This window comes from Citrobacter sp. Cu231, from assembly GCF_030332265.1.
GTDB classification, from domain to species: Bacteria; Pseudomonadota; Gammaproteobacteria; order Enterobacterales; family Enterobacteriaceae; genus Citrobacter; species Citrobacter meridianamericanus.
In genome coordinates this window covers 116,125-137,749 of the sequence record NZ_JAOWIE010000020.1, presented here as the reverse complement: position 1 = coordinate 137,749, position 21,625 = coordinate 116,125, and the positions used below count along the sequence as shown (strand labels likewise).

Below are 21,625 nucleotides of genomic sequence, written 5' to 3'. Positions count from 1 at the left end.
CTTCGCGCTTACTGATGGGTCTGGTAGTGGTTGGTCGCGTAAGCGAAATAACCACGCTGGCGCATCAGTTCGCGGCGCAGGTCAGGATGCGAGGTGAAACGATCGCGACCGTGTAGCCAGAACAGGTTGTTGATCAGCAGGAATTTACCGACTGAAACCGGTACGGAAATAATGCTTTTGCTGGTTTCCAGCGCGTCGGACAGGTCGCTCAGCCAGACGCCTTCTTCATAGTCTTTTGGCTGGACGAACTGGTCGATGTAACGCATTACCGGACGACCCTGCTGGTCAACGTCAAACACCGGATGGAACACTTCCTGGCTCACGTTTTTGCTTGGCGGCGCGGCAAAGCGCATGGGGCGGCGTGCCAGCGGATGGGTAAAGTACTGCTCCAGATGTTCCCAGTCGTCGAGGTGCAGCAGCAGCGAGTTACCGCCGGTCATGTTCTGCTCGTCAATCTTCATCATCAGTACATAGTCTGTTACCTCTTCGAGGTAGGTTCCGTCGTTATGTAGCTCCATAACACGGTGCGGCTGACGCAGATAGCTGTCTGAGTTATCGACATTTTTCACTACAAAACGTGCATAGTATTGCCCACTCATCGCATCAAAATTGGAGCGTCCAATAAGATGCGCAACCGCCGTCGCCAGCTTGACCATCTCTTCTGCCTGCGCCACATCATCCACGCCAACGGCATTGATCAGCAGTGCGCCTTCGGCACGATCGAGCAACGTTTTCAGCAGCAGAGGTTGCAACTGATTGCCGCAAAGGTCATCAAGGATTTTGCCGACTTTGAATCGCAGGAAGGATTTGTATTCCAGTGCCTGTACCGGCCACTGCGCCACGGCTTGCAGAAATTGCTCAGTGGTCTCAGCGGAAAAAGTCAGCTCGAGCAGGCGTGGGGACTGGGCTGATGGTTTCAACGTGAAACCGCTGTAGTGCTGGGCTGGATCTTCTGCGTTAGGTTTTACGGCAGTCAGTGCGTTCATCAAATCGTTCCTCTCAGTAGATTGTCAGGGAGATATGGCGCAGCTCGTTTCGTAGCCATAAATTAAAAATATCTACATTTTTGAAAAACGCGCACAGAATGAGGTTCTTTGTTTATTATTTGTGATCAAAAGCAACAATTATTTAACATTGCAAACGGTGTGGATATCACGGGGTGAGGCGGGAAGGCGAGCTATCAGGCGTCATACCAGCAGAGTTTTTGTCTATCTAACTTTTTGGTTATTAATGAATTTTTTGAGTGGTGCCACGTGTTCCACGTGGCCAATTAGTCTTTTTCTTCTTCAGATTTATGGCGACTGCTTTGATTGCTCAGTTGCGCTATTAGCAGAGACCGAATACGACTGTGAATACTCGGCGTAGAAAGGGTAGATGGTAATAATATCGTCGCTAATACTCTGTAACTGACGCAGTTTAACTGAGAAGTAACTTAATGAAGTTTTATTCGCGTTGCAGGCATCTTTGCGTTTCTTCCCGACGACCAGGAAATCTTTTAGTGCTGCAATATTATTCCTGCTGTTGATGCGAGCGATTTTAATTAAAACATTGAAATGTTCTTCGCTGAGGCTTCCATTTGACAAAGAACGATAGCTACGTGGACGGCAGTGTGACTGAGAAGGATGGCGCTGTGACATAAAAGGATCCATGGCTTTGGTTTCAAAAGTTCATTTTTTTGCCATAGAAAAATATAAAATTTAATAATTTGTAATAACTCTAATTTAATCTAAAATCCGTAAAAATCAATAATCTAATTTTATATAAATTTATATAAAAAATGATATATATAACGAGTTCACTATTGTGAACCATGAGCGAATGATTAAGTGTTTATCGATCCTGGGCAGCGATGTATAGAGTAGGTTTTCAAGTGTTTTTATGAAATTTTGCGGTGGTGATTATTTTCCTTTGGTTGATGAAACATATTGTTACATTTTAACTTGAGTTATGGATTATTCTTTGTTTAGCGATATATTTTATTAAATTTATATAACTTTTATTTGTAATAACGATACGTGCATTTTTATATCACAATTTTTTAACTGTTTTATTAACAATTTACTGTATATTTGTTAGGCTGAATAACAAAAAAAATAGCTACTTTTTTTCCATGTTTACACTTGGTCTTATTTTACTATCATAATACAAAGTTAAATATGGCTGGGATAGATGGATGATTAAATGAAGTATACTTTATCAGCAAAGATATTCATTAGTGCTCTGGCTGTAAGCACAGTTTTTATCGCATGCTTGCTTTCCTGGATTGTCACTTTGTAAATGTGGGGTGAAAAAATGAGCTCTAATGAAGAAATTGATTTATTAGATTTTATAAAGTATGCCTTTAATAAATATCTACTAATATCATTTATCGTGTTTTTCTATATTGTAATAGGTGGCGTGTTTTGTTACATCAATAACGATAAGGTGACGTTAACACTTGATATTACACCGAAAGTTTACTCACCATTTTTTTACACTTCATGCAACGATGATGTTGAATGCCGTAATGAAATATTCAAAACATTATTGGTGTCCAGAGTTGATAGTCGCTTTAGTGTCAATGAAAATAAAAAAAGTAATACCCTGAATCTGAAAGCCTTGGTTTCCAGGAATGAAGCAAATGAAATTGAGAACTCACTGCTCTCTCTTAACGCCGCACTCAATGCATGGTATGCAGATGATGTCGACAACGTATTGCAGGAGTTAAATGCGCGGCACGCTGATAATAAATCAACAGAGACCCTATCGCGTGCCTATCTAATCGCAGTGGCAACGAAACGTTATTTGGATAAGGGCGATATTGTTATTATATCAGAGCCGGTAGTGGTGGCTCGATACAATACAACTATGGTTCTTTTATTGTCAGCGCTTGTAGGACTTATTTTTTCTTTGTTATTGGTGATGTTAAGCTACCATAACCGTCAAGAAGAAAATAAATGTATAAATTGTCAGTTTAATATTAAGTAAACTGCTCCACTTAACGTAATTACGCCCCTGATGATTTGCATCGATAAGGGGCGTTAAAATATTCATTAACGTATAGAGGAGAGGAACTTAAAATGGAGTAGAATGATTTTCTCAAGTATCTACATTAAAAGCTAGCTATGACATTTTTGAATTCATGAAGATGATTCAATTTTAAATAGTTTAGACCTGCTTTCCTGTGCGCATACAATGTTGGTGGTGTACGTCCAGTCTTTTCTGCAATCTCTTTTATCTCAACACCTATAAATGAGAGCCATAATGCTTCCCATTGATATTTTGTAAGCCCCAATATGCCGTTAGCACAGTGAGGATGACGGGAGCGAAGATAAGTACTTCTTTCAATGGAATCTTTTAAATCCGCAATCGGCGTTCTGATGTCATAGGCCCTCAGTCCGGTCATATCGACAAAACGTCTTTCATTCGCATTTTTTTGATCATATAACACAATGCCTTTCCAGCCGTAGTTGTTGGAAATCTTACGCGTCATATCGAGCATTTTGATACGTTGTTTAAGGGTACTACCCGTGGTTACTAGCAACATGATGCCGATGCTTGCTGATGGATAGCAAAACGCAGGCGAAAGGTCCGATTCATTTATCCATGTGAAATCCACCAGGTTCTGGATGGCTAACTTCAGATAGCTATTAGCCGATACGCACACGATCTTAATATTATTACTCATTTTATATGAATTAGGTAAGTTAATTAATATTTGCACAATACCAAGGGTACATCTGTACGACGGAGCGACTAATGCGTTGCAATTGCCTGAGTTTAATTGACAGACAACTCTGTGAGATGCCGCTGATAAGACAAGCTTCATTTCGTTTTAATCCATTAACTAAATGAAGTTCGAGTGCGTATATAATCTTTTCACTATATATACTGGATATATCAATAAGCAAATGGAAATGGGTTTTATCTACCATTCCTGGTGTTAGGGTCCCTGGCGCTGGAATAGAAGAGTAATGTTCTGCAAAGCCATCCTTAATGTTCATTTCTTCCTCATGGCGCAAAATGATAACTATTGGCTTGAATGGTTCATTGATGAACTCTTCTTTAATAATAGCTTTAACATTGATTTAGTAAATAGCTCACAGTTTTATATTTGGCATTTTTGCGGGTTGATTTAATTCAGGAGTTACAAAAAATCCAATAAAATCAATTGTGAAGATGTTTTTTTGTTAATTATAGCATTATGTGTTTTGATGAATTTGGCGATAATGCTCCTGGTATTTATTAAATAATGATAAAGGTTTAATCAATATAATAGAAAATTGATGTTTATTAAATGTTAAATTTATTAAAAATAATATAATTTGAATAAAAATCTAATAATTACCATGTGGACTAAAATGTGCATCGATCTAACATAAGAAATGTGCAATGCATTGCCAGACAACCGACTGGTGCAAATTAACTCTTTTGTGTGATGAAAGCATAAGTACTTCTGGTAACTGGATGTGTAAGCCATACGAGTATAAATTTTTAAAAATCTCTAAGGCACCTACGTTAATTTTTTTAGGAGGATTACTTGCTATTATGAAAATTATAATTTTTTTTGTGTGTGGTAACAATATCGACACAAAATAGTGAATTTTATGTCAATAATAAATTTTATACATCTGGCTGATGAGTAATTTAATTTTCTTAGAAAACATACAGTTGTATTATGACTAATAAACTTTATTTGCAAAGGAAAGATAAATAATATAAAAATGCCAGAAATATTCATCACCTGGATAAGTATGAACAAAAAAACGTATAGATTTAGTAATGGGTGGATTATTGGTTTTTATGTTATATTGATCGTCTTGTATTTGGGCGTGGGGTTGTGTCTTTCGCAATTTAAAATAAGTGTAAAAAACGTCCCGCAAACAACATACTTAATCGTCATTGTGGGACTGTTGTTTCTCTATACAATAATGTTTTTGTTTATGCTGTTTCAATATCTATGTCGAAAAGAGTTATCCTATATCTTTATTCTGGGTATAGCATTTATTAGCTGTGATATCTATTTTATTGAAACGATCTATATTGTGCAGGCGCTGATTAATGATAGTGTTTCAATCGAACAGAGAAGCAATGACATTGCTATCTTTTACTACTTTCGGCAATTGAGTTTTATCATTACGCTGTGTATCGGCATTAAAGCGTATAGAAACGATACGATTGTCATTGAGGATAAACAAAAGAAGCCGATACTGGAGATGATAACGGTCATCGTTGTGGTCGCAATAGGTATTCTTGCTCATAATTTATCAAGTTATAATCCCGATGTCGTGATAGATATCACCTGTTTAAAAGACGATCTGGTGACGTTGCATTGGGAATTAAGATACATTTATTCGTTAATTGCAGGTTGGGCCATAGCTTTAGTCTACCTTACATTGAAAACCCGATTGAACAATGCGTTGTGGGTCAGTATCGCTCTGATGTGCTGCTCGGCGATATTAACCAATTTATTACTTATCACTCTTGATGAGTACAGTATGTATATCTGGTACGTCAGTCGCGGACTTGAAATAATAAGCGCATTATGCGTAATCTCAATTTTAATGTTTAATACTTTCCTGCTACTAAAAAGAGAAACGGAATCCTCTATGAGAGATGCACTAACCAAAATTTATAATCGTAAGCTGTTCTATAAAACACTTAACTCTGCCATGCTACGTGGAAATGTTTGTGTGTTGATGCTTGATATTGATAAATTTAAGAGGATTAACGACACTTATGGACATCAGGAGGGAGATAAGGTGATCGTCTCCATCGTTTATATCATTAATAAATCGATTCGTGACTCCGATGTATTTGCTCGGGTGGGGGGAGAGGAGTTTGGCATTTTATTAAAATGCAATGATAAACAGGAGGCTATGGTGGTGGCTGAGCGGATTCGACAAAATGTAGAAAAACTCACGTTACCGCCAAATGTATTTGGTATTAAAGAACAGATGACCATAAGCATCGGGGTTTATTTTAGTTCTCCGAAAGATGAATCGGGTGATAAAGTCGTTTCCTATGCTGATGCTGCACTTTACGCCGCAAAAAATGCAGGCAGAAATAAAGTGATGTATTACTGCGGTCCCCACGAGCTAACGTGTCCGTGCGTACAGCCATAACCAGCAGTATGTTAGCCGGCCAACAACGCCATCGCGTAGTTGGCCGGCAATATTGACTAACCTGCATCTACCTGCGGTTTACTGTTACGTTTACGGATCAGGCGCAGCACCGGCGGGACCACAATAACTACTACCGCCATTACCAACAGCACTTTTGCCACGCCGCTGGCCCACAGAATATCCAAACTCCCGTTACTGATGGACAGCGCCCGGCGCAGGTTCTGCTCCAACATTTCCCCGAGAACGAAGCCTAAAATTAACGGCGACATCGGGAAGTGCATTTTACGCAATATGTAGCCCAGCACGCCTAAGGCAACCATCAGCACCAGATCGAAGGTGGTGCTGTGGACGGCATACACGCCCACGGCTGAAACCGCTGCAATAGCCGGTACTAAAAACCACAGCGGGATGGTCAGCATACGGGTAAACAAACCGATCAGCGGGATGTTCATCACCAGCAGCATCACGTTGGCAATCAGCAGCGCTGCAATCAGCCCCCAGACGATATCCGGCTGCTCGGTAAACATGGCCGGCCCCGGTGTGATGTTGTAAAGCGTTAGCGCGCCCATCATTACCGCCGTGGTGCCGGAACCCGGCACGCCGAGCGTCAGCATCGGAATGAACGAGCCGCAGGCCGAGGCGTTGTTTGCTGCTTCGGGGGCCGCCACTCCGCGTATATCACCTTTACCGAAGCTGTCGCTGTTGCCGCTGAGTTTTTTCTCCGTCATGTAGGTGATAGCACTCGCAATGGTCGCGCCTGCGCCGGGAAGGACCCCGACGAAAAAGCCAATCACCGACGAGCGCAAGGTTGCGCCAGCGCACTGCGCGCCTTCTTTAGCGTTAAATAGCATGCGACCCGTTTTACGCACCAGCGTCTGGCCACTGCTGGTATGTTCCAGCATTAACAATATTTCTGAGACAGAGAACAGCCCAATCACCACCACGATAAACTGCACACCGTCGGAAAGATGGACACTGTCAAAGGTAAAGCGATAAACCCCGGTATTGGCGTCTACACCGACGGTCGCGAGTCCCAGACCGATGAGCGCTGCCAGAAATGATTTCAGCGGATTTTGCGCCATCATGCTGCCGAGGCATGCAATGGCGAAAACCATTAAGGCAAAGTATTCAGCCGGACCGAAGGCCAGCGACCACTGGGCTAATGCCGGGGCAAACAGAATGATGCCGCCGATAGCGATGAGCGAACCAAAGAAAGAGCTGACCGCAGAGATAGAAAGCGCCACACCACCGCGGCCTTGCTGCGCCATCGGGTAACCATCCAGCGCGGTCATAATCGCCGCCGCATCGCCGGGCACGTTCAGCAAAATCGACGAGATTCGCCCGCCGTATTCACAGCCGATATAGACTGTCGCGAGCAGGATCAGTGCAGACTCAGCAGGCAGGTGCAAAGCGAAGGCCAGAGGCAGGAGGATCGCCACACCGTTGATTGGCCCCAGTCCAGGCAACAGCCCGACAATGGTACCGACAAAACAGCCAATCAGGGCGATGACCAGGTTTTCCGGCGTCATGGCCACCGCGAAACCTTGTGAAAGATAAATCCAGGTATCCATCGTTTCTCCGTTAACCCAGCCAGGCGCCGAGAGGTAAGGTGACGTCAAGCAGGCGGTCAAAGGCATACCACAGCAGAATGCCGAGCACCGCGCCCGAAATACCCGCAGCCGGAATGGTTGCGCCGAACAGCATGCCAATCACTACGGTGAGAATGGCGGTGGCGATGGGAAAACCGAGCCATTCGAAACCCCAGGCGTACATCAACAGCACAATTACCATCGTCAGCAGCTTTTGCAGCACGTGACGGCGGGGCCAACTGATAGTGTCGGGATGGCGCAACAGCAGCGCCACGGCACAGACCAGCATCAGACTGATAATGCCAAGCGGAAAGGGACGCGGCCCAACTGGCTCATAGCTATATTCGCTGGTGATTTGCCAGGCCACGAACAGCCCGGCTATACAGAGCAACAACCAGATACCTGCAAAAATACGATCGCTCATCATCTTTGCCTCTGTGCTTATTTCGCCAGACCGAAGGCTTTCGCCTGCTCACGATAATCCGTGACCTGCTTCTTCACGTACTCGTCGAGCTGCTTCCCGCTCATGTTGAACTCGAACAGGCCACGGAGATCGCGCTGCTTTTTAAACTCATCGGTTTGCTGGAGTTTGTTAAAGGCATCAACCCACCACTGATACTCGGCGTCGCTGACTTTTGGCCCAACGTAGAAACCACGGATGATCGGCCACACGAGGTCATAGCCTTGCTCTTTGGCGGTGGGGACGTTGGCTAACTGGCCCGGCAGACGTTGATCGGAGAACACCGCGAGCACGCGGATTTTGTCGCCGTTGAGATACGGCACCATCTCACTGAGATCGCCGGAAACTACCTGAACGTGATTCCCCATCAGCGCGGTAACCGGTTCGCCGCCGCCTTCAAAGGCGACGTAGCGCATTTTGTGCGGATCGACGTTTGCTTTTTGCGCCAGTAGCGCCGACTTCATCCAGTCCTGACTACCAATAGAAGCTCCCGCGCCAATCACCACGCTGTTGGGATCTTTCTCCATCGCCGTCAGCAGGTCTTTCAGCGTTTTCCACGGTGAGTCCTGGCGTACGGCAATCATGCCGTAGTCAGTGCCTACGCTTGCCAACCAGCGGACATCATCCACGCCGTAGCGACCAAACTTGCCTTGTGACAGGTTCAGCAGCGAGCCGCCGGAGAAGGCAACGACGGTACCCGCTTCGGCAGGACGTTGCGCGACGATAGCGTTATATGCCACAGCTCCCACGCCACCGGGCATGTAGGTTACGCGCATCGGTTTTTCGATAGCGCCGGTTTCCATCATGCTCACCTGAATCAACTTACAGGTGAGATCAAAACCACCGCCGGGTTTAGCAGGGGCGATACATTCCGTGCGCGATGGCGCTTGTTCCGCCAGAACAGAGGTACTCATCAATAACATGCTTGCAGTAAGGGTACGAAGTAATTGTTTTTTCATTATTTATCCTCACGCCGGATGACCGGATTTCAGGTACGGAAGATTATTTTTGTGATTATGTGAGCCGATGTGTAGCAGTTCGGTTGCATGATTGTTAAAACATTAACCTTTCAATTCCCTTTCAATGCGGCAGAAACTTTACAGGATGTGATATGCGTCTCTTATTAGCGGAGGATAATCGTGAGTTAGCTCACTGGCTGGAGAAAGCGCTGGTGCAAAACGGTTTTGCCGTCGACTGCGTTTTTGATGGCCTGGCGGCCGATCACCTTTTACATAGTGAAACGTACGCGTTGGCGGTGCTGGACATCAATATGCCGGGGTTGGATGGCCTTGAAGTCGTTCAGCGCCTGCGCAAACGCGGGCAGACGCTTCCCGTTCTGCTGCTGACGGCGCGCAGCGCGGTGGCCGATCGGGTGAAAGGATTGAACGTTGGGGCCGATGATTATCTGGCAAAGCCGTTTGAAATCGAGGAACTGGATGCCCGGCTGCGGGCCCTGCTACGGCGCAGTGCGGGGCAGGTACAAGGTATACAGCAATTAGGGGAACTGGCGTTTCACGATGAAGGCTATTTTCTCTTGCAGGGGCAACCGCTGGCACTCACCCCGCGCGAACAGGCATTGCTTACGGTGCTGATGTATCGTCGATTGCGACCGGTTTCGCGTCAGCAGTTATTTGAACAGGTCTTCAGTCTAAGCGATGAGGTCAGCCCTGAAAGCATTGAGCTGTACATCCATCGTCTGCGTAAAAAGCTACAGGGAAGCGATGTGCGTATTGCCACGCTACGCGGCCTGGGCTATGTGCTGGAGCGCAGCGATGAAGTGGGTTAAACCCCAATCGTTGTATCTGCAACTGCTGATGTTTCTGGGCCTGCCGCTCCTGTTGTTGTGGGGGCTGTCGGCATTTAATAGCTATGTCAGCGCGCTACAGGCGGCGACGCAGGCGTATGACCGGACGTTGCTCTCGTCTGCCAGAACTGTCTCCGAGCGGCTGGTAGTACGCAATAAACAGTTGGAAGTGAATGTGCCGTGGGTGGTACTGGACAGCTTTGAACTGAATATGAACGACAGATTGTATTACAAGGTGGTCGATCCAGCGGGGAAGGTTATCTCTGGTTATGACGATTTACCTGCGATGCCGCCAGCAACTTCGCGCACGCGGCTTTATCCGGCGCTGGCGTGGTTTTATCACACTGAATATCGTGGCGAGGCCATTCGCGTAGCGCGCCTGCTGCAGCCCGTCAATGAGGGCGGTATTGTCGGCATGGCTGAGATTTATGTCGCCGAAACGCTGCAATCGCGACGTTATCTGGCGCGGCAGCTGTTGTTTTCATCGTGGGTTTCGCAAGGGCTGCTGGTGCTGCTCACGCTGGTGCTGGTTGGCTGGCTGCTGCGCCGGGTATTACGCCCGATGCGCCAGCTGTCTTCGCTGATGGTGCGTCGTGAGCCGGGGCTGCTGACGCCGCTGCCGGAGCTGTTGCCGTGGTCGGAAACCCGCCTGTTGATTGTGGCATTCAACCGCTATCTGGACCGACTTCGCGGCCTGATCTCTCGCCAGGAACGCTTCAGTGCGGATGCTTCCCATCAGCTTAAAACGCCGCTGGCAGTGCTGAAAACTCAGGCGGCGGTGGCTCTGGCCAGTCAGCAACCGCAGCAGTGGTATGAGAGTTTACAGGCTATGAGTACCACGCTGGATAACACCATTCAACTGACTGAAAGGCTGTTACAGCTGTCGGCGGTGAAGCGTAAAGAGCAAGGAGAAAGGCACTTTTCACCGGTTAATTTGTATGAGGTGGTGCAAACCAGCTGTTTCACGCGACTGGCGCAGGCGCGCAGTAAAGGGATCGATCTGGGCTATGAAGGGGAACAGGACGCGGTGTGGGTTGAGGGCGATGAAGTCCTGCTCGGGGAACTGTGCGGAAATCTGCTGGATAACGCACTGAAATACACGCCGCCGCATGGCGTAGTGACTGCCCGACTGCGGCGAGAGGGAGAAGCAGTGGTATTGGTGGTTGAAGATAGCGGGCCAGGCATTGATGAACAAATGGTGCATCAGGCGCTGCTCCCGTTTCATCGCCTGGATAACGTCGGCAATGTTCCTGGGGCAGGAATCGGTCTGGCGCTGGTCAATGACATTGCTCGTCTGCACCGCACGCACCCGAAGCTATCACGGAGTGAAGCACTAGGTGGGTTAAGCGTGCGGATGCGTTTTTTATGTCTGGAGCGAGAAGAGCAGGGGCGCCCTGCGCCCGTTATTTAAAGGTCATCGTCGCATTGACTAGCCCGTAAACGGCTGACTTATGGCCGTCGAGTTTCAGAATTGGTGGCGTAATTAACATTGCAAGTTAGCTGGCGTCTCATCGGGATTACCCTTATCCAGCCACGTCTGTACCATATTTGGCTTGTTTGTATTATTGTTGACGTCAAACATCGCCGCTTTATCAATCTCATTATAAATAATGCGAATTTGCCTCAAGTTAATTGCACTGTGTGTGGTGCTAACGACGCGCAGCAACAGATAAAAGGATACTTTATTCATCAGGTGTACTTTCCAGACTCAGGGAACAGTGCCATCCATAGCATCAACGTCCGTTATTCGCTGCTGCGCCAGTATTCGCGGCAAGCAAAGCGACCAGCATACTGCTGATGAGTAAAGTTTTTTTCATCATAACTCCGTTAAATTTATTATTTACCCAGAAGATTACTTGTCAGAGGCACAAATTCAGCTGGAGTACATCAACGTCAAAAAATGATGTAGGGCTTCATTTGAAATGAAACGATTAACGTGCGTAAATCGCTCAGCAAGTCATCCGCTGCGGATGCTATTTATTTGCGATAAGTAAGTAAACTAAATTTTTTGAAATGATTAAGTAGCTTTATGAGACTTTTGTATATATGCCTTAACAAAGGTGTGTAAAAATTTATTGGAGTGGTTTGCTCTATTTTTAACAAGTTTTTAATGTTGTCATTTATTCTCTTTTGTTTATTTTCATAAACGTGTTGATGAGTGCTGAAAATTTTGGTGTTAAAGGTGTTTGCACGCAAAATGTTGACATTAGTGATATGTAATACATATTTTTAGTATGGGTAATGATAACGTTGCTAATTATTATGCTGTGAATGTATTGCTATGTTCTTTTTATAACGAATATTATTAATATAATTATTGATTATCTCTGTCGTTCACCGGGGCTTTTGCTGCAGGGCGTAACACTGTCAGGGTTGGAAGAAGTGTTACTGCTTGTAAGGTTAACCTGTTGTCAGGTGGCATCACTTGATTCTATCTGCTCATAGCTTATGGGTTGTGATCTGTCAATGGCAATTATGTTGCAATTAGCCATATTTTTATATGATACAATCAAAAATAAACGTCAATAAATGCTTAATTTAATCAATATGTTAAGTTTATGTGGTGCGAAACTCATCACATTGTATTACATTGTTTTTTACATTTACTGACAGTGTGCCATTGCGTTTTTTAGACTTGTGATATAATTAGCAACATTAAATGGAAAAAAATGATTAAAGATCAATAAATAATAGGCTGAGCTATGCTTAAAAACTCGCTAAAGATTAGCAGCCAGGGATATCCAGTCTTTCTAAAACTGGTCGATTTCATTGTTATCAATGCGACGTTAATCTTTAGCGCCCATCTGCTGGGAGTGGAGCCCTTTAACACTATTGCCATCCTGAGCATTCTGTTCTCAGTTTTTTATTTGCTATTTGCTGAATACATCAAAATGTATCAGCAAAAGATTAAAACAATCGGTCTGCGAAACCAAAAACGGTTGGTTGTTTGTACGCTTCTGGCCATTTTTTGTAACGAGCTGGTCACTGTCGCCGTGGCTGAACCTGAATCGCTCGGAGCCTTAGACCGACTGCCTGCGCCTTTTTATTCAGCGATTATTTACTGGTACTTCATTCCATTACCTTTTCTTTATTACATTCGCTTTTTCATTTTTAAATATTCAACGAAAAAGAGTATGCGCGTAGCGATTATTGGTCTGACTGACAATGGTCTGGCCGCAGAAAACGCGTTAATGAACGAATACGCCAACATCACATTAGATTTGTCATTTTATGATGAGCGCGCCTTATCCCGTTGTGGAGATATCGTTGATAAAGTCAAAAGCCCCTTTCGTGGCCCGGTGATTAATCTGGTCGAGGAAGCCAGGCAGGGCAATATCGACGAAATCTATATCGCTTTACCGATGGTGGCCTTGCACCGTATTCGTCATTTCCTGGCGATGATGTCAGACACCACCGTCGATACCTATATTGTCCCGGATTTCTATACCTACAGTAACAACATGTCCAAGTTGCGCTCCATCCACAATCTGCAAACTATCGGTATCTTTAGTTCGCCGTTTGAAGGGGCGGGGTCGTTTATTAAGCGAGCGGAAGATCTGGTGCTGGGCAGCATCATTATGGTGATGATTTCTTCACTGATGTTGGCAATAGCCATTGGTATTAAACTCACTTCCCGCGGGCCGGTATTTTTCAAACAAGATAGGTATGGCCTGAGTGGGCAAAAAATTAAGGTCTGGAAGTTTCGCTCGATGCGTGTGATGGAGAACGCCGATACGGTTATTCAGGCGACAAAAAACGATCCACGTGTAACGAAATTCGGGAGTTTCTTGCGCCGTACCTCGCTTGATGAACTCCCGCAATTTATTAACGTATTGCAGGGAAGTATGTCGATTGTCGGCCCCAGACCCCATGCGGTTACGCATAATGAGCAGTACCGCAAACAGGTCGAAAATTACATGATCCGCCATAAAGTGAAGCCTGGGATCACTGGGCTTGCACAGATCAACGGTTTCCGCGGGGAAATCGATGCGCTTTATAAGATGGAAAAACGGGTTCAGTACGATATTGAGTACATTCAAAACTGGTCGTTATGGCTGGATATCAAAATCATCATTAAAACTATTTTCAAAGGATTTGTCGGTAAGAATGCATACTAAATTGATAGTGATTACCGGAATCGTGATATCGCAGCCCGCATGGGCTGATTTAACCCCGAAATCACACATTGGCTTTGCGGGAATCGACTTCCAGGGCAAGGTCGCTGTGGATTATGGTTATAATGATAACGTTTCTTATCAGCCACATAGCAGCGATGCTATCGGCTCCTCGTTTCAGAGCGCAGCGCCTGTACTGAGTATGATCGGAGAGCGCGGTCAGGATAAGTATTTACTGATGTACTCCGGAGATTATCGTAACTACTCCAGTGATTCCGCTGATAACTATAACGATCATTTTTTCCGTTTTAACGGTGCCTGGCGGTACGGGCTCAAGCATGGTCTAACCCTCAATCTGGAAGATACGCTTGGGCATGAATCCCGTGGTCGCGGTATTACCGAGGGTTTTCTCCCGGGCCAATTCGAGCAGTATGGGATTACATCTCCACTGACGACGAATTTTATCAACAGTGAATTGCGTTACAGTTACGGCGCACCTGATGGGCGTGGGAAAGCTGAACTGGCGTTGTTGTATAAAAAACTCACTTTCGGCAACACGTCTGATGTACGGGACAGCAGTGACGATTTCTACAATTATATTCAGGAACAGGAATGGCACGAAAATAGCCTGGTGGCAGAAATTTTTGACCAGTACACATCCAGGACGCGCTTTCGCTATAGCTTTATTACTAACCAACGTCACTATGATAACAACTCAGAAAAAGACACAAATGAGTATTATTTACTGTATGGCCTGAAATCGCAGTTGACGGGGAAAACCAATGTCGACATGAATATTTCATGGTTGTACAAGACATTTGAAAACAGTGCCAACTCGCAGGATTTTAATGGTCTAAACTGGGACATAAAAGGAGAGTGGAAACCGTTACAACAGTCTGTTTTCACCGTCCACTCGGCGCAAAGCATTAAAGACCCATCGGAAGTTGGGGGATATATTTTAGTGACCCAGTATGGTCTTTCTTACCAGCATTTCTGGTTAGGCAACCGTTTTTCTACCTTACTGGATTACTCATTTACCTCGGAAGATTATAAAAAACAGAATAAGGATCGACATGATAAAGATGGAGTATTTAGCGTAACCATGAGCTATGACTACACGCCGTCGGTTAATTTTGAGATTAAATATCAAATAGATACATTGAATTCGAATAAGGATACTGACTCGTTTTATATCGGTCCCAACGACAATCAGGAAGTCATTAGAACGTTGGGTTATGATAATTCTATGATTATGCTTAAAGCTAAGGTTCAGATCTAAAATGAAAATAATAGAACTGTGCGCGGTTTTGCTATTCAGTATCCTGATGGTCGGATGCACAACGTCCAGCCCGAGATTAATGGACGATCCTGCTGCTGTTCAGCAGGATTACCGGCTTGGCGCGGGGGATACTGTCAATATCGCTGTTCATGGCCAACCCGATATGACGATGCGGTTTATTTTGGATAAGAGTGGCGAGATTAATTTCCCATTCGTGGGTGCTCTTAAATTAAACGATAAAACCGTCGATCAGGTGACTAAAGAATTAACTCAGCGTCTGACTGGAGATTATTTTACCACTCCGATGGTGACAGTGAGTATTTCCGAGTTCCGTAAATACTATGTTTCTGGCGAGGTGAAAAGTCCGAATGGATACGCCTATGAGCCAGGTCTTACCGTCGAGAAGTCTATTGCGCAGGCTGGGGGGTTTACAGACCGTGCAGACCGTCAAGATATCAACATTCGCCTGTCGGGTAGCAATCAGCTGCTTGAGAATGTCGATTTAACGCACTCTGTTCATCCTGGGGATGTCGTGATTATTGGCATGGGGTTCTTCTAACGATGAAACTATCTATAGTGGAAAACGGCAAAAAACGAGAAAGCACTGTCGAATTCTCCCGCTTTGCTAAAGAGTTGAAAAAGAACGCCTGGAAAATCGCGCTAGCCGGTATCGTTGCCGGGGTCGTTGCTTATCCGTTAATCAGCATGATGTCCTCAAAGTATGTGTCAACGGCAACGGTGCTGATTAAGGCGCAGGCCGATAACGTTTCTCCGTTTCCACAGGTTGATGGTTTCGATTCAACGCGCAGTGGTTACTATGAAACGCAATACGCGTTGATGCATTCACGGATTGTGCTCGAGCAAGCCGTTCGCGATATGAAGCTGGATGAGAACCCAGAATTTATCGGGGAAAAAACCGATGCTCAAGGGGCGGATAGCAGTGAAAGTCGGCAACTGAGAATAGAGCAGGCGCTGAAAACGTTGTCGAAAAACCTGAATGTCATTGGTATTCGTACAACGAACCTGGCCTCGATTACCTATGAATCGACTTCGCCTCAGGTTGCGGCGGACATCGCCAACGGTGTCGCGCAGGCTTTCATCAACTATACGGTGGAGCAAAAGCGTCTGAAAGTGGAGCAAGCCCGCAAACTGAATTATGAAAAAATGGAAGAAATTCAGAAGTCGATAGCGAAGCAAAAAGAAGATATGGAGAGTTATCTGAAAAATGCCGGGCTGCTGACCTTTCGCGGTATTGATGGTTTTGAAACCGAGCAGTTAAGTATCGTGACCAATCGCCTGGCCGATGCGACTCAGCGTCGTGTTGCCGCGGAATCTGTCTATAACGAGGTGAACGGGGGAGGGAAGTCCGCTGAGAGTGTTATCTCGCTACCTTCGGTCTCTAACCACGCCCAGATTCAGGATTTACGCATTGCGTTAATTCAGGCGCAGCGTACGTTGTCTGAATTGCGCAAAGTCTATGGGCCAAAAAACCCGGCCATTTTAAAAGCAGAAGCTGATGTGCAGTCGATCCAAAGCCAAACGGGACGGGTGTTGGGTGAACTGAAAGTGGGTTTACGCCAGCAATATCTGGCGGCGCTTGCGGATGAAAAGAACTACCAGCAACAATTGGCTGAGCAGAAAGCGATCTTCCAGAAAATGGCGTCAAAACGTGATGCCTGGAACAGCCAAAAACTGGCGTTAGATAAAATGGAAGATCTGTACAAATCGCTTTATCAGCGTACTCAGGAGCTGTCGCTCTCCGGCGTGAATGCTGATGCGGTGTTATACGATCCGGCTGTTCCAGCATTGAAACCGGCGAAGCCGAATAAATCACTGCTGTTGGTGATGGTGGTCATGCTGGTGGTGGTGTTCAGCATCATGTATTTCATTGTCAAAGCGGCGATGGATAACTCAATCGGTACGTTGAGTCGTATGAGAAAACGCCTGAACGTTGTACCGCTTGGTGAAATCCGTCGTTTTAGTGGGATCTCTGGGCGCGCGCAGGTGCGTGACATGATCCTGAAGAACCCGCTGAATGCCGATATTGTGCACGGTATCCGTACCCGGATTATGCTCGATAACCGGTCATTACAGACGCTCATCGTGGCGTCAACGGTGCACGGTGAAGGACGTTCTCTGCTGGCGAGTTTGTTGGCGAACTCCTTTAGTTTCGATCAGAAAACTCTGCTTATTGATGCGGATTTCTTTAATACTGATGGGCTCTCTTCTGAACTGGCGTCGGCAACATCCGCAGGTCTGGCGGAACTGTTGCGCGGGGAGACTGAGCTTAAACAGGCGCGGATTACGCTCAGTGATAATCTCGATTTTATTCCGCACGGCAAGAGCGCAATCTCTTCTTTACTGATGCTGTCGTCGGGTCACGTTGAGCCCTTAATGCGCGAGCTGAAATCGCACTATCAGCGCATCATTATTGATGTCGCAGCTGTGAATCAGAGTCAGGATGTTCAACTGATTAAACGCGCCGTTGATGGGGTGATTTTCGTCGTGAAAGCTGGGGCGGGGTCCGCCGGGCAAATCGCCAACGCGCTGGATAAGTTGGAGGAAAATAACGGCGCGGTTATTGGCGCGGTACTCAATGCGGTTGAAGAAAAAGATCTTGAGACGCAAGAAGGTTTACGTTCACTCAACTTTAGTACCGATCAACTGATGACCACGCCAGGCCGCGTATGAGTCTACTGAAGAGCGCTTCCACGATAGCCGGTTCATCAGTCATTTCGCAATTGATTGGTGCGTTGTCTATCTGGTTGATTTCACACAAGTATGATATGGCGGAGGTGGGGCTGTATGCGCTCAACTACAGTATCGCCGTGGTGGGCGCTCAGGTATGTACCTTTGCATCACAGCTGTTAATTCCGAAACAACAGGAAGAAGAACTGGTGCAGAACGTCGTGTTCTGTCTGATCCAAAGCACGATTATTGCCTTACCGTACGCCGTAGTGACCGCATGGTTGTTTCACCAGAATATCCTGTTTCTCTATTTGCTGACGCTGGCAACGGCGTGGGTTTTAATCTCAGAGAACCTGTCTCTACGCACGGCTAACTTTCGTTTTCTGATTTTCCAACGCATTTCTGTCTCGGTAGTGGTATTCCTTTCGGTACTGGTGACGCACCATGTGCAGCTGTTTTATTGGGCATGGGCGTGCGCGACAATGGCACTGACCGTCAGCTGCATTTTGCATTCGTTTGACGTTCGTTCGGTAGCAATTCAACATTTGCGGCCTACCAGTAATTGGCATTTTTTCAAACAGAATATTCATCACATTACCAAAGTCGGCAGCGCAGAGGTGTTGGCGATGGCCAGCAGCAATTTGCCGATTATGCTGATTAACTTTTGGTTCTCCGCGCTGACGGCGGGTTATTTTTCCGTGGTTAGTCGCTTCTGTCTTGCGCCGGTGGTGATCATCGGAAACGCGGTGCGCAATACTATTTTTTCCAAGTGGTCTATCGACTTCAGAAATAACACCTTTAATTATCAGGAATATACCAGGGTACGGATGCTGTTGTTGTTACTGGGGGTTATCTGTACCCTCGGGGTGTTTATTTTCTATCCGATAGTAATGCGGCTGGGCTTCAGCGAAGACTGGATTAACTCCATTGAGACTTCACGCTACATGTTGCCCTATTTATTCCCAGCGCTGGCGATAAGCCCCCTAACGGTGATCGAGCTTATTTTTGGCTCTCACCGCTACTTTCTGCGCATCCAACTGGAACAGCTGGCGATTGTGTTATTCGCTTTTGTCGTCGTCCCTTATTTTTATAAAGACTACGCCACGTCGGTCATTCTGTTTTCTTCCCTGACATTTATTCGCTACGCCTTCATTTATCTGAAAATGAATAAGCGAGCCAATCTTCTGAAAGACAAGCCGGTGATACTATGACGCTGAATACCGGATACTATTTACAGGTTTATACTTTTGTCACGCTGATTCTGTGTGGTCTGGTGCAATACTTTACCGGCTTGCAGTCGGTGCTGTGGATCCCCTTTTTCCTGACCCTGTTGATGGTGGGATTGTTGGTGATGCAGACGCGCGATGGCTCCCTGCAACTGGACGCGCAGGAAACGATTGTGCTGGCGCTGTACTTCTCGTTTCTTATTTTGGCCGGAACATCAACGCTGATTCAGGGCGGGATTACCGTTGCGATTGTGGCATTCAAAAACGAAATCGCATTGTCGTTGGTGATGATCTGCTTGCTGCTGGGATTTTGTCGGGAATCGCAGATTTATCGTGTTACACGCTTTCTGTACTGGGTGTTTTACGCGCAGATCCCGGTAATGATTTATCAGGTTTTACTGGTCGTTCCCCAGCGCGTCGCGGTGCGTGGAGAAGATGAGAAATGGGATTCCGTGGTTGGTACGTTCGGCGGAGATCCCATGGGGGGCGGTAATACTGCCGCAATGGGCCTGTTTTGCCTGTTGATTATGTTGTTAAAAGTTTCTGAGTATAAGCACGGGCTGACCACGTTTAAATCCATGGCCTTGCATATCGTTCTTGGGATCGGGTTATGCATTATGGGTGAAGTGAAGTTCGTTATACTACTTTCACCAATATTCCTCGCGTGGGTGTGGATCTCCCCGAGCTATGTCAAAGACGTGAGTAAGGTTAATCTAAAGACATTGCTGATTATTGTCGCAGGAATGCTGCTGCTCGTTAGTCTGTCGATAGTGATCCTTGCGTACTATTATTCTTCCGCGTTTGGCGGCGATCCGTCGAAAAGCGCGTTGAGCATTTTTATTGACTCCTTAAGCTATATCTTTGATCCGAACTACATTATGTCTACCGGGGAGTTAGGGCGTTTTACGACCTTCCTGTTCTGGTTGAAAAATAACGATTTGTGGGGACTTACAGGAACGTTATTTGGCTACGGACTCAATGCCACTAACAGCGGTAGTACGGTATCGCCGGGCTTTTTGAATATTATCTATAACTTAATCCTCGACTCGACTTCCCTGAGTATGCTGCTGTGGGAGGTCGGCGTTATCGGCACGTTGCTTTTTATTAGCTTGTTCATTTATATCCTGAAAGTTTGTCAGCCAAAGCCATTACTGACACTTGCACAGCTGGACCAGCAGGATCTCCAGTTGCTGAGTTTTGCACCAGCGTTTAACGCTTTTGCTATCAGTTGCTTAATCAGCTTACCTTACAGTCAGATACTGATGATTATACCGATGTTACAATTCCTGTTCTATTTATCACTAGGATCGAGTTTGGTGATTCGTCGAACCGTCCTTCGCTGCGTAGGGTAATTGTATGGACTATAAACCGTTTATTTCAGTGAGTATTAAAACGCTCAATGAATCTGAATGTATTGAGAAAACGATTGACAGTATCCGCAAGCAGCTTGTTGATTATCCACACAAAATTATTGTGGCCGACAGTCTTTCAACGGATAACACCCAACAGCTTGCGATCGATAAAGGGGCGACCGTAGTGTCATTAACTAACCCAAACGATCGTTGCTGCGGCGTCGGGCATCAGTTGGGTTATCTTTATAGTGAAGGGGAATATCTGTTGCTGATGGATGGCGACATGGAGTTGGAAGAGGGCTTTGTGGATCAGGCCGTCGCGTTCTTGCAGGCTGAGCCGGAATATGCAGGCGTCGCGGGAACCGTTGAAATGGACGATGCCGTTAACTATGAGTTTAAATCGCGTAAGCAGCGAATAAATAAGATTTATCCCCTGGGGGATAGCGACCATTTAGGCGGTGGCGGATTATATCGCCGCTCGGCGATAGAGAAAATTGGTTATCTTACCAACCGTAATTTGCATGCTTATGAAGAAGCCGAACTGGGTCTGCGTTTACTTGATGCGGGTTATAAATTGCGTCGTCTGAATATTCCGTATTTTATTCATACTTCGCATACCATGCCGACCTTTCAGTTGCTGAAGCACCGCTGGACAAGCGGATACTATCAGGCTCCTGGCGAGCTTCTACGCTGTGCCTGGGGAAAACCTTATTTCAGTAAAGCGTTAAAAATGGTTAAGAACGAGGCGATTTTTGCTGTTTACCTGATTGCCTTGTTCATTGCGGCAGTGACCTTCAATCTCGAGCTTTTCGATATTGCATTTCTTCCGTTGCTTGTCTTTGTTGTCTTGAAAACCGTGCAGAACCGATCGTTATTGAACGGATTACAGAGCGTAATGAATCTGGCCGTGCTTTCTGCGGGGCTTGTTAAGGGGTTGACTAAACCGATACGCGATCCGTTGACTCCGCCTGACAGTAAAATCATTCATGAATAACCAAGGCTGGCGCA

19 protein-coding genes are annotated in these 21,625 nt (G+C 45.9%); 11 read left to right on the top strand and 8 right to left on the bottom strand.

Annotation, left to right across the window (positions count from 1 at the left end; all coding sequences use genetic code 11):
* Nucleotides 1–8: 8 nt before the first annotated feature.
* Both glaH and OGY15_RS01365 read right to left on the bottom strand, forming a co-directional pair.
* Complete coding sequence (gene glaH / locus OGY15_RS01370; RefSeq protein ID WP_151218162.1) at nt 9–986, bottom strand: glutarate dioxygenase GlaH; 978 nt, start codon at nt 984–986, stop codon at nt 9–11.
* Between the two features lie 306 nt (nt 987–1,292).
* Nucleotides 1,293–1,637, bottom strand: coding sequence for a PapB/FocB family fimbrial expression transcriptional regulator (locus OGY15_RS01365; protein ID WP_044713312.1), 345 nt, complete (start codon nt 1,635–1,637; stop codon nt 1,293–1,295).
* 655 nt (nt 1,638–2,292) lie between these two features.
* Here OGY15_RS01365 and OGY15_RS01360 point away from each other — a divergent pair.
* The gene (locus tag OGY15_RS01360; RefSeq protein ID WP_286537748.1) at nt 2,293–2,967 is read left to right on the top strand and encodes a hypothetical protein; all 675 of its coding nucleotides are present in this window, start codon (nt 2,293–2,295) and stop codon (nt 2,965–2,967) included.
* Between the two features lie 124 nt (nt 2,968–3,091).
* On the opposite strand, the gene OGY15_RS01355 is transcribed toward OGY15_RS01360, so the two are convergent.
* Both OGY15_RS01355 and OGY15_RS01350 read right to left on the bottom strand, forming a co-directional pair.
* On the bottom strand, nt 3,092–3,667 hold the full coding sequence (locus OGY15_RS01355; protein ID WP_071891779.1) for a hypothetical protein: 576 nt from the start codon (nt 3,665–3,667) through the stop codon (nt 3,092–3,094).
* A gap of 19 nt (nt 3,668–3,686) precedes the next feature.
* A complete protein-coding gene (locus OGY15_RS01350; RefSeq protein WP_229235785.1) occupies nt 3,687–3,914 on the bottom strand; it encodes a PapB/FocB family fimbrial expression transcriptional regulator in 228 nt (75 codons plus the stop codon).
* A gap of 819 nt (nt 3,915–4,733) precedes the next feature.
* On the opposite strand from OGY15_RS01350, the gene OGY15_RS01345 reads away from it, so the two are divergent.
* A complete protein-coding gene (locus OGY15_RS01345) occupies nt 4,734–6,104 on the top strand; it encodes a sensor domain-containing diguanylate cyclase (RefSeq protein ID WP_052755115.1) in 1,371 nt (456 codons plus the stop codon).
* 56 nt (nt 6,105–6,160) lie between these two features.
* Here the strand turns inward: OGY15_RS01345 and OGY15_RS01340 are convergent, their stop codons facing one another.
* The 3 genes from OGY15_RS01340 to OGY15_RS01330 are packed head-to-tail and all read right to left on the bottom strand — an operon-like array spanning nt 6,161 to nt 9,112.
* Nucleotides 6,161–7,675 carry a tripartite tricarboxylate transporter permease gene (locus OGY15_RS01340; RefSeq protein WP_151224227.1) on the bottom strand — a complete coding sequence of 505 codons (1,515 nt, stop codon included), beginning with the start codon at nt 7,673–7,675 and terminating at the stop codon, nt 6,161–6,163.
* A gap of 10 nt (nt 7,676–7,685) precedes the next feature.
* Nucleotides 7,686–8,120, bottom strand: coding sequence for a tripartite tricarboxylate transporter TctB family protein (locus tag OGY15_RS01335; RefSeq protein ID WP_087050849.1), 435 nt, complete (start codon nt 8,118–8,120; stop codon nt 7,686–7,688).
* A gap of 14 nt (nt 8,121–8,134) precedes the next feature.
* Complete coding sequence (locus tag OGY15_RS01330) at nt 8,135–9,112, bottom strand: Bug family tripartite tricarboxylate transporter substrate binding protein (protein ID WP_151218159.1); 978 nt, start codon at nt 9,110–9,112, stop codon at nt 8,135–8,137.
* Between the two features lie 152 nt (nt 9,113–9,264).
* Here OGY15_RS01330 and tctD point away from each other — a divergent pair, with 152 nt between their 5' ends.
* Together tctD and OGY15_RS01320 are read left to right on the top strand one after the other, a co-directional pair.
* Nucleotides 9,265–9,939, top strand: a complete 675-nt coding sequence (gene tctD, locus OGY15_RS01325) for a transcriptional regulator TctD (RefSeq protein ID WP_003826032.1) — start codon at nt 9,265–9,267, stop codon at nt 9,937–9,939.
* The gene (locus OGY15_RS01320; RefSeq protein WP_187253082.1) at nt 9,926–11,368 is read left to right on the top strand and encodes a sensor histidine kinase; all 1,443 of its coding nucleotides are present in this window, start codon (nt 9,926–9,928) and stop codon (nt 11,366–11,368) included. The genes tctD and OGY15_RS01320 overlap by 14 nt, the downstream gene beginning before the upstream one ends.
* A gap of 72 nt (nt 11,369–11,440) precedes the next feature.
* On the opposite strand, the gene OGY15_RS01315 is transcribed toward OGY15_RS01320, so the two are convergent.
* Entirely contained in the window at nt 11,441–11,647 is a 207-nt protein-coding gene (locus OGY15_RS01315) for a fimbria/pilus periplasmic chaperone (protein ID WP_286537747.1), read from the bottom strand.
* Between the two features lie 1,012 nt (nt 11,648–12,659).
* Between OGY15_RS01315 and OGY15_RS01310 the strand changes: the two genes are divergently transcribed.
* From OGY15_RS01310 to OGY15_RS01280, 7 genes are read left to right on the top strand one after another with little or no spacing between them, the layout of a single operon-like run.
* Nucleotides 12,660–14,075, top strand: coding sequence for an undecaprenyl-phosphate glucose phosphotransferase (locus tag OGY15_RS01310; RefSeq protein WP_151218158.1), 1,416 nt, complete (start codon nt 12,660–12,662; stop codon nt 14,073–14,075).
* The gene (locus tag OGY15_RS01305) at nt 14,065–15,351 is read left to right on the top strand and encodes an outer membrane beta-barrel protein (RefSeq protein ID WP_151218157.1); all 1,287 of its coding nucleotides are present in this window, start codon (nt 14,065–14,067) and stop codon (nt 15,349–15,351) included. The genes OGY15_RS01310 and OGY15_RS01305 overlap by 11 nt, the downstream gene beginning before the upstream one ends.
* Before the next feature lies 1 nt (nt 15,352).
* Nucleotides 15,353–15,910 carry a polysaccharide biosynthesis/export family protein gene (locus OGY15_RS01300; RefSeq protein ID WP_286537739.1) on the top strand — a complete coding sequence of 186 codons (558 nt, stop codon included), beginning with the start codon at nt 15,353–15,355 and terminating at the stop codon, nt 15,908–15,910.
* 2 nt (nt 15,911–15,912) lie between these two features.
* A complete protein-coding gene (locus tag OGY15_RS01295; RefSeq protein WP_286537735.1) occupies nt 15,913–18,042 on the top strand; it encodes a GumC family protein in 2,130 nt (709 codons plus the stop codon).
* Nucleotides 18,039–19,250, top strand: coding sequence for a lipopolysaccharide biosynthesis protein (locus OGY15_RS01290; protein WP_151224225.1), 1,212 nt, complete (start codon nt 18,039–18,041; stop codon nt 19,248–19,250). Before OGY15_RS01295 ends, OGY15_RS01290 begins: the two co-directional genes overlap by 4 nt.
* On the top strand, nt 19,247–20,617 hold the full coding sequence (locus OGY15_RS01285) for a capsular biosynthesis protein (RefSeq protein ID WP_151218154.1): 1,371 nt from the start codon (nt 19,247–19,249) through the stop codon (nt 20,615–20,617). The genes OGY15_RS01290 and OGY15_RS01285 overlap by 4 nt, the downstream gene beginning before the upstream one ends.
* A gap of 4 nt (nt 20,618–20,621) precedes the next feature.
* Nucleotides 20,622–21,611: a glycosyltransferase family 2 protein gene (locus OGY15_RS01280; protein ID WP_151218153.1), complete on the top strand. Its 990-nt coding sequence runs from the start codon at nt 20,622–20,624 to the stop codon at nt 21,609–21,611.
* Nucleotides 21,612–21,625: the final 14 nt, after the last annotated feature.